Genomic DNA, 13,718 nt, shown 5'->3' on the forward strand with positions numbered 1-13,718 from the left:
AGTTAATAAATAGAGTATAGGAGTATTTATATGAACAATGAAGTAAAAGTAACACAAACTCTTGCAGATCCTGCACCTTTTGGTTTATTCGGACTTGCAGTAATAACATTTGTAGCTTCCACGCAAAAATTGGGACTTACATCAGGATTCCCAGGACTTATTCCTTGGGCTATATTTCTTGGCTGTATAACACAATTCGTTGCTGCTATTGTTGACTTCAAAAAAGACAATGTTTTCGGAGCTACTGTTTTCGGTTCTTTCGGATTATTCTGGATAGCTGTAGCTTTCATTTGGCTTACTACTTTAGGAGTATTTGGAGAAGCAATGAAGAACTCTATTGATATGAAACAATTCGGAGTTGTATGTATAGCTTATTTGTTCCTTGTAGGACCTTTAACTTTCGGTGCTGCTGAAGCTCATAAAGTTTTATTCTTTATATTTGTTGCTGTAGATGTTTTATTAGTAGCTATGGCATTAAATTATTTAGGAATAGCTGTAAAAGAAACTCAGATTGTTGCTGGTATATCTGAACTTATAGCAGGATTATTAGGTTTCTATGGTGCTGCTGCTGGTGTATTAAATAAAAATTTAGGAAGAGTTGTACTACCTGTAGGAAAACCTTTAGGAATATTCAAAAAACAAGCTTAAAATTATTGATGATTAAATATAGGGACTATATTAAAATATAGTCCCTTTTTTATTAAAAAGAATAAATAAAAAATAATTTTTAATGCTTAAAATAAAAAAAATATGATAACTAAATATTTTATTATTACGATAATAATTATGATAACAAAATATTAGTTGACATATTATTGTTTTTTCTATATGATGTTATTATATATTTATCTATTGCAATAAGGTGATTAAAGGTTATGAAATTAAAAATAGGAATTTTAACTATAGTAAACTTAATAGCATTTATAGCACTATTATATATGTTTGATATATTCGGTGTAGTTAATTATTATACTTTAATGCGTAATAAAATAGCACCGAATGTACCAGGATTCTTAACAAGATTCACTCAAAAACCAAGAGTAGAAGACATGACTCTTTTGGCAAGAGAAGACCTAAATAAAATGAGAGAATCATTCAACTTAAGAGAAAAAGATTTGCAGGCTCAGGAATCTTTAATAGCAAGCAGAGCAATAGAATTAAATACTCAATCTGAATTAATAGAACAGGACAGACAAAATCTTTTAAATGCTTGGTCTAATTATCAGGCTACTATGGACGAATCTTCTCAGTATCAATTAGTATTAACAGATTTAGCAAATAAAATTAACAGCATGCCTCCTCAAAACTCTGTGGCATTACTTAATCAGTTGGCTGCTAATGGATCTGATGATTTAGTTATAGATGTATTATTAGAAATGGATTCTATAGCTGCTGCTGAAGGAAGAAACAGTACAACTTCTTATCTTTTAAGTTTAATGGATCCAAATGTAGCTGCTAGAATATTAGAAAAATATGAGGCAAGATCTAATCCTGGAAATAATACTGTGCCTTCTTCACCTAATGACTTCCCTAATTATTTGCCTGATGAGATGAATAATGATGCTATGCTTAATGAAGGCATAATGGATATGGGAGCATAAAAGTTTAATAATCAAAAAAATAATAAGCTATTCTTAAATATTTTTAGGAATAGCTTTTTATTTTAATATATTTAATAAATTTAATTGTTATTAGAAAGCATTATAAAATATTTCAAAAGATTAACTTATAATAATAATTTTCTAAAAAATATATTTAAATCTTTCTTAAAAAGGCAAAGCAAAATTTATTAATTTTTTATATATAATGTTTAGAATTCATTTTATATCTTTAATTTAAATTACAGATATATGAATATTAAAATGATAATTTTCTACTTTATTATATTTACATTTTATGTTATTATTAAGTTTTAATAAAAAACATTCTACATGATATTAGATTTTTAAGGAGTTTATTCTAATGGGAGCAATGGACTTAGTATTTAAATTAATATTCGGCTCTAAAGAACAAAATGACGCTAAAATATTAAAACCTATAGCAGAAAAAACATTAACATTTGAAGAAGAAATAAAAAAATTAAGCAATGAAGAACTTACAAATAAAACTAAAGAGTTTAGAGAAAGAGTAGAAAAACATATAGGCTGCAAAACAGAGGAATTAGATTTAGGCAAAGAGGAAAACAAGAAAAAACTTCAAGATATATTAGATAGTATACTTCCAGAGGCATTTGCTGTTGTTAGAGAAGCTAGTATAAGAACTACAGGTATGAGACACTTTGATGTTCAGGTGATGGGAGGAACTGTACTCCATCAGGGAAGAATTGCCGAGATGAAAACAGGTGAAGGTAAAACACTTGTTGCTACTCTTGCGGTGTATCTCAATGCTTTAACAGGACTTGGAGTACATGTAGTTACAGTAAATGATTATCTTGCTAAGCGTGACGCTGAATGGATGACTCCTATATACTCTATGCTTGGAATATCTGTCGGCATACTTGATAATACTAGACCTCATTCCCCAGAAAGAAGAGCTGTTTATAACTGCGATGTTGTTTACGGTACTAATAATGAGTTTGGATTCGATTATTTAAGAGATAATATGGTTACAAGAAAAGAGGATAAGGTTCAAAGGAAATTCTATTTTGCCATAGTGGACGAGGTAGACAGTATTTTGATAGACGAAGCTAGAACTCCTCTTATAATATCAGGACCAGCTGAAAAAAATATAAAAATGTATTATGAAATTGACAGAATCATACCTATGCTTAAGCAGGCTGAAGTAGATGAGAGAATGCGTGAGGTGGCTGGAACTGGTGATTATGTGCTTGATGAAAAAGATAAAAATGTATACCTTACAGAAGAAGGCGTACATAAAGTAGAAAAACTTCTTAATGTAGAAAACTTATATGGGGCTCAAAGCAGTACAATAGTTCACCATGTTAATCAGGCTTTAAAAGCTCATAAAGTATTCAAAAAAGATGTTGACTATATGGTTACAGACGGAGAGGTTTTGATTGTAGATGAGTTTACAGGACGCGTACTTGAAGGAAGAAGATACAGCGACGGACTTCATCAAGCAATAGAAGCCAAAGAAAAAGTTGCTATACAAAATGAATCGCAAACTTATGCTACAATAACATTCCAAAACTATTTTAGAATGTATCCTAAACTTTCTGGTATGACAGGTACTGCCGAAACAGAAGCAGAAGAGTTTTATAAAATATATAAATTGGATGTAGCTGTTATACCTACTAATAAACCTATAGCAAGACAGGATTTATCAGACAGAATATACAGAACTAAAAAGGCAAAATTTGAAGCATTAGCAAAATATATAAAAGAACTTCAGGAAGCTGGAAAACCTGCACTTGTTGGTACTGTATCAGTAGAAATGAATGAAGAGCTTTCTAAAGTATTCAAAAGACATAAAATTAATCATGAAGTATTAAATGCCAAAAACCACTCAAGAGAGGCTCAAATAATAGCACAGGCTGGGGAACCTGGAGCTGTTACTCTTGCTACAAACATGGCAGGACGCGGTACGGATATTGTGCTTGGAGGAAATCCTGTTGCTAAAGGAGTTGCTGAAATAGAACAGATACTTGTACTTATGAAAGATAAGGCATTCAAAGAGAGAGACCCTTACAAAAAAGAAGAATTAACTAAAAAAGTTAAAGCAATAGATCTTTATAAAGAAGCATTTGTAAGAAGTGTTATTGCTGGAAAAATAGACGAAGCTAAAGAATTGGCAGAAAAAAATAATGCCTCTGAAATGATAGAAAAAATTGATAGAATTACTCATATAAATGAAAAATCTAAAATAGATAAAGAAAAAGTGCTTGCAGCCGGCGGTTTGCATGTTATAGGAAGCGAGAGACATGAGGCAAGGAGAATTGACAATCAGCTTAGAGGAAGAAGCGGAAGACAGGGAGACCCTGGACTTAGTGTATTTTTCTTATCTCTTGAAGATGATTTAATGCGTTTATTCGGCGGTGAGAGAGTAGCAAAAATGATGCTTGCTATGGGAATGGGCGAAGAAGAGGAGCTCGGTCATAAATGGCTTAACAAATCTATAGAAAATGCTCAGAGAAAAGTAGAAGGCAGAAACTTTGATATAAGAAAACATTTGCTTGAGTATGATGATGTTATGAATCAGCAGCGTATGGCAGTTTACGGAGAGAGAGACTATATACTTTACTCTGATGATATATCTCCTAGAGTAGAAGAAATTATATCTGAGGTAACTGAAGATACTATAAAAGATATTAGCGATAATAAAAAACATGTTGATCCTTTGGAAGTAACTAAATGGCTTAATAGTTATTTAATAGCCATAGATGAAGATGCTGCAAATAAGGCTGTGGAAGGCGGTATTGATAATTCTATAAAAAATCTCACTAATTTACTTTTGGAAGCATATCATAAAAAAGCCTCTGAAGTAGATGAGAAAATATTTAGAGAAGTAGAAAAAAATATATTCTTATCAATAATAGATAACAGATGGAAGGATCATCTATTTGCTATGGACAGTTTAAGAGAAGGTATAGGACTTAGAGGATATGCTGAAAGAAACCCTCTGACAGAATATAAACTTGAAGGCTATAAAATGTTTGTAGCTACTATGAATGTAATACATAATGAGCTTGTAAATCTTATAATGAGAGTAAGAATTATTCCTAATTCATTTGATGCTATGGATAGGGAAAATGCATTTGACGGCGGAGTTGAAGAAAAAGCGAATGCAAGTGCTATGAATGGCAATAACACTCAAAACATTCAAAGCAAAGTAAAAACTGCACAGGCTAATGTAAAAATGACTCAGAAAATAGGAAGAAATGATCCCTGCCCTTGCGGAAGCGGAAAAAAATACAAGCATTGTCATGGAAAAGATAATGTGCAGTGAGTAAAAGAAACAAATAATTAATGCAAAAATAAAAGGTATATATTTTCATATATACCTTTTTTAATATCATTAATACATTTATTTTATTTAGTATTTTTTAATTCCTGACTGTTTATAGGATATGTTGTTCCTTTTCTTACACTAAATGTTATACTTGTATTTCCATTAAAATTAACCATATATTCATAACTTGTATGAATTTTTGAATCAAAGCTAAATTTTCCTGTAGTTACTGCAGAAGTAACACTATAAGTTTCACTAACAGTACCTAAACCATCAAGATTAGCAATATTAATACTAATATTGTTATCATCAGTATCTTTTACAATTACAATGATAGTACCATCATTATTTTTATAAGTACCATTTCGATCTTTAAACTCAATTCCTCCTTTCTGTATATAAGGCGAAGTGCAGGAAATCAAAAATAAAGATATAAGTAATAAAGTAATTTTTTTAATCATTTTTATTTACCCCAACATTATATAATATATATTATATAAAAAATATAGTTTTTGTAAATAGTCATTTTATAAAAAAAGCGGAGAGAGTTTTTTATTCCCTCCCCGCTTAATTTTTATATTATAGATTTTATTTATTTTGTCTCTCTATAAGCCTCATATAGTGTGTCAATACCTGGTCCAGATATTGTAAGACCTGTATGGGCAGATTTTATTGTATTATCACTTGATGATAATTCAACCCAATAATATGCACCATCATATTCATAAACAGCTCTATAATGATTATCTGGATTATTATCAAATCTTGCTAACGTATATATATATGTTCTATCAGCCCAATCAGACCATGCATAATCTTTTCTCTTATAAGTTAAAGTAAATGTACTTCCATCGCTAGAAAATACATATTTTACATCTTTAGTTTCAAGCAGATAAGGATTTTGTTTTGTGCTATTAAAGAATGTTGCTCCTGCTACTCTATCTGTAAATATAGGTTCATAATCTTTAAAATCTGGGTCTAATGAAGTGCCATCAAAAGATATAGAATCTTTATTATTTACTTTGACTAAAGAAACTATAACAGTATCTCCAGAATCAGCAATATTTTCATATATAGCCTTATATTTAGAAGTTATAGTTTTAACTTTATATGTTTTTATTTCCTGAGCTCCACTATTATAATATGTATCTATAACAACTTTTATATTAGGAGCATCCGTACTAATTCCGCTAGAAGCAGTTTCAAATGTATATGTATATAATTTAAGACTTTTTCCTGTATAATTACCAGCTTTCCATAAATTCAAATCTATTTGTGATGTTCCATCAACCATATATCCTGAATAATCGCGATATTTAAATCCACTCTGATGACTATCTTTAATTTTATTTATCTCATCTTTAAAGTTCTTTTGATCTTCTGGTGAAGCAGGATCTGTAGATGAAGAATTCAAAGGTTTGTAAGGAGAATAACCATGTCCTGTAGGAGTAGGCTGTGCCATTTTATCAAAGCTATGATCTTTAGGCATATAAGAAGTAGGAGCAGATGTAAACTCTGTTTTATAATGATCATATAAAATAACAGATCCGTTTTCTGTAACATATCCTATAGGGTCATATTCATAAAAATCTTTATCTCCATGTCTTTCAACAGCCTCAAAAGCAATAGGTACTTCATCTCCAAAAACAGTATCTGTAGCAGTAATAGCACCGAAAGCAAATATAAACTTAGAATAAGTATCAACAGCTATCAAATATTGTTTTAATGTAGCTATAGAAGCCTTACCATTTATAGCATAAAAACGGAATCTGTCCATTCTTCCAGAAAGATATCCTAAACTGCTGTAAAGAGGATTGTTTCCAACATATCTGTATACTTTTAAGCTTTCAATAGGTACTTTCATAGATCCGCTTTGAGCATAAGTTTCTCCGTCTTTACCGTCATAATATTCTGCTGATATACCATTCCAATCAGCTCCTCCCGGTATCCAATATCTTGTACTATCATCAAAAAAATTGTATATAGGAAGTTTATCACTCTGAAAACTCGCTTTAAATAACCAGTTATTAAATTTATCAGCAGAAAACTGATAATTAGGACTATTATATTCTTCAGGAAGTTTAAATGGATCTTCATCAGCATCAACTTGTTCTGGAAGCTTTTCAGGAGCCGTATTAAGAGATTGAGATGATGAGCTAGAAACATTCGATTTATTGTAATAATACCTAGGATTAAAGAAATGCCCTCCGCAGGACATCATAAACATAGATATAGTTAATAAAAATATTAAATGGGTATTTTTCATATATTTTCCTTAAATTAAATTTTAAATGAAAAAGCGGAGAGAGTCTTTTATTCCTCTCCCACGCTTGATTCTTATAAAGTACAAAATTAAGGCGTTATTCTATCTATTAGCCACCATATCAAGACCGCCATTTAATGTAGGGCTTTCTGCAAAATCTATAGCGTGCAACGTCATACTCATACGAATAGTATCTCCTATTTCATCAACTCCCGGATTAGTAGTTCCGCTTCCATTTCTAAATACAACTCTGACATAATTACCTAGATTACCTGTTTTTGTTGTACATTCATACTTAGCTGTCCAAGTATTTTCAGGATCAGAATCAAATCTAGCCAATCTGAATTTTTGCGTTCTAGGATCTCCATTATGGGTATAACTCATAGTAAATTCTGTACCATTATCATTAAACTTATATTCAAAATTTTTCAAAGTAGCTCCTGCTCCATCCACAAATGTACAGAAAAATGTATAATATGCTCCTTCTGGATTAGTAAATACTGTATTTCTTGCTCTGTCTACAAATATAGGTCCGTAGTCTTCAAAATCCTTATCTAATACTGTACCGCTTACAGATATAGTATTTTCTCCATTATCATTTTGAACTATAGATACAGACAAACTATCCGAAGAATCAGTTTCATTTGTATAAGTAGCCTTATATGCTGCATTTATCATACTTAATTTATATTTTTTAGTAGTTACTGAAGAACTAGGGAATAATTTTTCTGTAACTGTCAAAGTTTGCTTATCAGTTTCCAATTTATAAGTATATAATGTCAAGCTAAGTCCTGCATATCCTGCTTTCAACCAAGAATCCAAATCTATTTGAGCTTTTTCACCTGTAGGAGATTTTTGATAACCTACATAATTACGGTATTTATATTCAATATTGATATATTGATCTATATCATTTTCAAATTTAGCCTTATCTTCTTCACTTGCTTCTGTATTACTGACTAGAGGTACATAAGGAGATTTACCAGGTTTTGTTTCAGCATGTTCTGCATAATTATCATAACCATGCTGTTTTGGTAAATAGCTTGTAGGATTAGCAACAAACTCATCTTTATAATGCTGATAAAATACAACTTCTCCTGTCTGTTTAACATAACCTATAGGATCATATTCATAGAAATGTATCTTACTGCCATAATATTCTATAGCCTCAAATTTACTAGGTACTTTATCTCCAAAAACAGTCTCTGTAGCAGTAATAGCACCGAAAGCAAATATAAACTTAGAATAAGTATCAACAGCTATCAAATATTGTTTTAATGTAGCTATAGAAGCCTTACCATTTATAGAATAAAAACGGAATCTGTCCATTCTTCCAGGTAAATATCCATTATTATCATAAAGAGGATTTTTTCCAACATATCTGTATACTTTTAAGCCTTCAATAGATACTTGCATAGATCCGCTTTGAGCATAAGTTTCTCCGTCTTTACCGTCATAATATTCTGCTGATATACCATTCCAATCAGCTCCTCCCGGTATCCAATATCTTGTACTATCATCAAAAAAATTATATATAGGAAGTTTATTTGCCTGAAAACTTGCTTTAAATAACCAAGAATTAAATTTACTCGCATCATATCCGCCATAATTGGGATTATTATAATCCGAATTAATTTTAAAAGGATCTTCATCTGCTGGTACTTCTTCAGGAGCTTCAACTTTTAAAATAGTTAAACCCTCAGAAGAAGATGATGAAGATGAACTTTTATTGTAATAATACCTAGGATTAAAGAAATGCCCTCCGCAGGACATCAGAAACATAGATATAGTTAATAAAAATAAATATATTTTTTTCATATTATGTACCTCTAATAAAATTATCCCTTAAATGCCAAACCTAATGTAAGCCCAAAATCTAATGAGTTTATATAATAAGATTTTAAAGGTGTGTCCATAGTAAAATTAGGAGCAGCTGCCTGCATAAGTTTAAATAAAGAGTTAGGCATTGTTATATATTTAGGACTGTAGACATTAAATCTTGTGTAAGCACCTAATATTATCTCAACTCTGTCATTAATAGGCTGATTATATTCTATCATAAATTTAATACTGAACATAACAGGATTCATATTTTTTATCATAAAATCAGTTACTATTATCTCACCTAGGTCAGGAAAACCAGCAATATCTGATCTGTTGAAATAAGCTAAATATTCAGGAGATGTATCAGCTATTAATTTTCCTCCTATATGAAGCCCTAATGCTAATTTGCTGTCTAAGAAATAAACCTTAGTACCAACTCCGAAACTTATTACAGGGGCATAACTTACATTGATATAAGCATCAGCTTGCTGACCATTTATGGTGTTTCCTGCAACTTGTCCTGCAAATCCGCTTCCTACACCTAAAGATCCAAATACACTCATTCCGCTAAATCCCTTAGGATCTATTCCTCCGAACCATCTTTCAGATCCGAATAAATAACCAAGTTCAGCTTCTCCATCCATAGTATATCCTACAGAACCTTTCATATATGCAGCACCAATTTTATTCAAATCCTCCTGACTAATAGAAGGCATAGTTGCAGAGCCGTTAAAGTTTACCTTTAATGCCCATATAAAACCTTCATCAAAACCGTAAGCAGCCGAAAAGCTGACCAGCAATAAAATGTTAATAAATATCTTTTTCATCATAAAATATTTTCTCCCACTAATAAAAATCGACATTTTGATTAAAATGTTTATATGCAAATTGTACTATCTTTTAAGTTTTAGTAAATACTATTTTTGTATGATTTTACAATAAATTTACTATATATGTTTTTTATTTTTTATAAAACACTACATATAAAACATATATATTAGACATTTAATAATTTTTGTATTGGTTTTTATAGACATTTTTTATATAATGTTGATTTTTACATAGTTAATTCATACTATGATAATATATTTAGTCTTTAATAGTATCTTTATAATATTTAATAGTTTTATAAGGCTGATTTAATTTAAAGTTTATTATATTGCTGTACCAATTAACATAATCAAACCTATTAACCTCAGCCATTATTGAATGTTTTTCATCTGAATGTATATCATATTTTGCAAACATCGCTGCAATAGACTGAATGATATAATAAGAAAATATATTCTTTAATGTTTCATTATCTAAGCCGGAATTAAAAAATTGATAAGTGCTTATTATAGAAATTGATTTGCATGGCTTTATATCATTATTTTCACAAATTATTCTATCTACAAATCCGCCGTCTGCAATAGATTTTGCACTCATTCCCCTGTAATTTGAAGTTAGAGGAATATTTATTATTACTAAGGAGCTGTCTGTAAACTCATTAGCTGCTATTCTCCAATATAAGGATGTAAAGATAAATAATCTTTTTGCATCTAAAAGCTCATTTCTTCCGCTTACAGAACTATTCCAAATATTAAGTATGCTTTGCTGATAAGACGGAGCTATATTTTCTGCTATTACTTTTAACGGAGTTCCATATTCATATCCGAATAAATTTCTTATATTTGCACTAGTTTCATTTGAAAGGGAATAGAATATATCTTTTTCTAATTGAGCAGAATCTGTATTTTTTACATCTATAAAATATCTTTCAAATATATCTGAATTTTCTGTTATTATTTTTCTGTTATCTCTATAAAATTTATCATAACTTATACCATTTTTCAAATTATATTTTATTTTATAACCTAATATTTTATAAGTAAGATCTGATAAATCATCATCAAAAATATCAAGAAAATCTCCAGGAGTAAATCCAACAATACTGCTATCTTCTATATAAGTTATGTTTACATCATATACTTTATTTTTCTTAAGAGGCTCATTACTTTTTTGACATGATAAAAAGAATAACAAAAATAAAAATACTGTATTACTCAGGTATTTCACCGCTCACACCCATAGCTTCAACTTTTTCAGTATCTATATAATACTTTATTTCTCTAGCTCTTACAACACTTTCTTTCTGCTTCAAATAAGGACTTTCTCCCCAAAGTCTTAAATATTTTTCATTATCAAAATAAGTAGCCCAAGCACTTTGAGAGTTCATATCCTTACCTTCAACATGTACATTTCCATTAGCCCTAAGTTTTTCTTCATCATTAAACATCTGCATAGTTACAGATGTAATTTTAATACTTCTATCTTCTACATAAGCTTTAGGACTTCCGCTTACTGTCGCAACTTTAGTATCCGGATCAAGATGAAGTAAATCTCCCTCTAATGATATACTCTCATCATAATCTATCATAACAACATCATTATGAAATATAACATCTTTAAATTTTTCATCTTTTTTGTATTCTATCCATTCACCAAAAGCAATAATTCCTCTGTCTGGTATTCTAACAGAAGGATCCTGATACATATAAATATGTTCATTCTCTATTTCATATTCTATATATCCGCCTTTGAGTATCATATTCTCTTCATAGAAGAATGCTGTAACATTTCCATAGGCATATAAAGTTCTTGTATTATTATCTTTTCCGCCGTATTCATTCAAAAATAATCTGTCTGCCACTATAATATTATAATTACTTACATTACTGTTTTTTTTATTTGTTTCAGAAGAGTTTACATAATTATTAGTCTGAAGTACATATATCTTACCTCTTCCCATAACATTAGCAGTAGCATTTTTAGCATTATACTCTAATATTTCACCTTCTAATCTATCTGCCCCTTGATAAAGTCTAGGATTTCCTGTGAGAACTGCTATTTCAGAATCCATATCATATACTAAATTATCTGCATAACCATCTGTTTTTCTTTCACTTTCTTTATCAATATGAGTTAAATGAACATTGCTGATTGCCTTAGCTAAAGGTGTATTAAAATCTCTTTCCATAAATGAGCTTCTTATAGTCATATTATTTGTAGGAGATCTTAAAATTGGATTATTTTTAACATAAGCATATCTGGTTTTTCCATTATAACTTGCATATCCGCCGGATATAGTAGAACCATTAGTTTTACTTAGAAGTTTCACACCTCCGCTGAATGTGGCAAGCTCTGTTTCCTGATAAAATGTCATAACATGGCTTGTAATTACAGCAGATGAATCTTCCATCTTAGAATTACCTGTATATTGAAAAACTTTTGTTTTATTATTATATGTAAATTTATCAGCACTTCTTCTTGATTGGGCAAGCAAGGATAATGCCAATATAAATAATATAATTAAAACAAAAAATTTATTGATCTTCAGCAACCGGCACTCCTATAGTATCGCCTTCATCAGTTTCATTATATACTGTAATATGTTCTAATCCAATATCACCTTCCATACTGCTTCCTGTAAGCCAACTACCGTCCTCCTGCTCTACACGAATTGGAACAGGGCTTTTAAATTGCTGTTTTTCATTATCCCATTGAAGATATTCTGTATAAAGTATTGTATTGTTTGATGATTTAACTATAACATTTGTATATATTTGAGTGAATAATGTATCCTGATTTACAGTTATAAACTCTCCAGACACGCTGGCAGCTATTGTATTATTGGAATCATAAGTATATGTTCTGCTGTCATAAAGTTCAACCAATTTCTTTTTATTATAGAATTTGGCATTAGTTGCAAAGGAATCTAACTGTTTAAAATTGGTATCATAATTTTCTCTTCTAAAACCATAAAATTCCATATCTGGAGGCGGTACAAAATCCTCAGTTTGAGCAAATTCTTTTCCAATATCATTAAAATTAGTGCAGGAAACACATAATATAAGTATTATACTAAATTTTACTAATAATTTCATCGTAAATACCCTTAGATTTAAGCAGCATATCTATTACTACCCTAACCGCACCATATCCTCCTCTTTTATGAATTATAACATTAGCAGCTTTTAAAGCTTCATAATGTGCATCTTTAGGAGAAAAAGAGAGACCAACATATTTCATAACACTTAAATCTATTAAATCATCTCCAATATAAGCTATCTCTTCTTTTTTTAAACCATATTTTTCCATTAAAGTTAAAACAATAGGCATTTTATTTTCTTCGCCAAGAATTAAATCCTCAAAACCATGCCTTCTAAATTTATCAAATCTTGTTTTTATAGCCTTAGAATTACTGCCTGATATAACAGCAATTTTTATTCCTGCCTTTAATGCTAAAACTATTCCCATACCATCTTGAGTATTAAAAAATTTACTTTCCACCCCATTATCATCAAATACTAATCTTCCGTCAGTCATAACTCCGTCTATATCGGATATTAACAGCTTAACTTTTTTTAACTTACTCTTATTAAGCAGATATGAAATATAATCTCTGATATTCATTTTTAGAAACTTTTATTAAGATATTAGGATAAAACATTTTGGGGCTTACAGGACTCGAACCTGCCCACCCGGTTTAGGAAACCAGTGCTCTATCCTGATGAGCTAAAGCCCCTTATATTTAAGAAGCTATTAAGTAATCGGAGAGTGTGGGACTCGAACCCACATGGGTGTTAGCCCGGCGGTTTTCAAGACCGCTGCTCTACCAATTGAACGAACTCTCCAAATAAATATGCTATACATTATAACATATATTAAATTTATTTCAAGT

Annotated in this window: 11 protein-coding genes and 2 tRNA genes; 3 read left to right on the forward strand and 10 right to left on the reverse strand. The window is 30.3% G+C overall.

Annotated features, from left to right (window positions below; genetic code table 11):
• Nucleotides 1-30 precede the first annotated feature (30 nt).
• From A966_RS12690 to secA, 3 genes are all read left to right on the forward strand, one after another.
• A complete protein-coding gene (locus A966_RS12690) occupies nt 31-648 on the forward strand; it encodes an acetate uptake transporter (protein ID WP_008726248.1) in 618 nt (205 codons plus the stop codon).
• A gap of 227 nt (nt 649-875) precedes the next feature.
• Complete coding sequence (locus A966_RS12695; protein WP_008726250.1) at nt 876-1,601, forward strand: periplasmic-type flagellar collar protein FlbB; 726 nt, start codon at nt 876-878, stop codon at nt 1,599-1,601.
• 361 nt (nt 1,602-1,962) lie between these two features.
• Complete coding sequence (gene secA / locus A966_RS12700) at nt 1,963-4,905, forward strand: preprotein translocase subunit SecA (RefSeq protein WP_008726252.1); 2,943 nt, start codon at nt 1,963-1,965, stop codon at nt 4,903-4,905.
• A gap of 83 nt (nt 4,906-4,988) precedes the next feature.
• On the opposite strand, the gene A966_RS12705 is transcribed toward secA, so the two are convergent.
• The 10 genes from A966_RS12705 to A966_RS12750 all read right to left on the reverse strand — a co-directional run bounded on the left by A966_RS12705 (nt 4,989) and on the right by A966_RS12750 (nt 13,671).
• Nucleotides 4,989-5,369, reverse strand: a complete 381-nt coding sequence (locus A966_RS12705; RefSeq protein WP_008726254.1) for a hypothetical protein — start codon at nt 5,367-5,369, stop codon at nt 4,989-4,991.
• Between the two features lie 131 nt (nt 5,370-5,500).
• Nucleotides 5,501-7,174: a hypothetical protein gene (locus tag A966_RS12710; RefSeq protein ID WP_008726257.1), complete on the reverse strand. Its 1,674-nt coding sequence runs from the start codon at nt 7,172-7,174 to the stop codon at nt 5,501-5,503.
• Between the two features lie 99 nt (nt 7,175-7,273).
• Complete coding sequence (locus A966_RS12715; protein ID WP_008726259.1) at nt 7,274-8,989, reverse strand: hypothetical protein; 1,716 nt, start codon at nt 8,987-8,989, stop codon at nt 7,274-7,276.
• Between the two features lie 20 nt (nt 8,990-9,009).
• Nucleotides 9,010-9,822, reverse strand: coding sequence for a hypothetical protein (locus A966_RS12720; protein ID WP_039955788.1), 813 nt, complete (start codon nt 9,820-9,822; stop codon nt 9,010-9,012).
• A gap of 262 nt (nt 9,823-10,084) precedes the next feature.
• Complete coding sequence (locus A966_RS12725) at nt 10,085-11,053, reverse strand: hypothetical protein (RefSeq protein WP_008726262.1); 969 nt, start codon at nt 11,051-11,053, stop codon at nt 10,085-10,087.
• The gene (locus A966_RS12730) at nt 11,037-12,377 is read right to left on the reverse strand and encodes an LptA/OstA family protein (RefSeq protein ID WP_008726264.1); all 1,341 of its coding nucleotides are present in this window, start codon (nt 12,375-12,377) and stop codon (nt 11,037-11,039) included. Before A966_RS12730 ends, A966_RS12725 begins: the two co-directional genes overlap by 17 nt.
• On the reverse strand, nt 12,361-12,921 hold the full coding sequence (lptC, locus tag A966_RS12735) for an LPS export ABC transporter periplasmic protein LptC (RefSeq protein WP_008726266.1): 561 nt from the start codon (nt 12,919-12,921) through the stop codon (nt 12,361-12,363). The genes A966_RS12730 and lptC overlap by 17 nt, the downstream gene beginning before the upstream one ends.
• Nucleotides 12,899-13,450: a KdsC family phosphatase gene (locus A966_RS12740; protein ID WP_008726268.1), complete on the reverse strand. Its 552-nt coding sequence runs from the start codon at nt 13,448-13,450 to the stop codon at nt 12,899-12,901. Before A966_RS12740 ends, lptC begins: the two co-directional genes overlap by 23 nt.
• 39 nt (nt 13,451-13,489) lie before the next feature.
• Nucleotides 13,490-13,562, reverse strand: a tRNA-Arg gene (locus tag A966_RS12745).
• A gap of 26 nt (nt 13,563-13,588) precedes the next feature.
• Nucleotides 13,589-13,671 (reverse strand) — tRNA-Ser (locus A966_RS12750).
• Nucleotides 13,672-13,718 lie beyond the last annotated feature (47 nt).

It is taken from the genome of Brachyspira hampsonii 30446 (genome assembly GCF_000316195.1).
GTDB lineage: Bacteria > Spirochaetota > Brachyspiria > Brachyspirales > Brachyspiraceae > Brachyspira > Brachyspira hampsonii_C.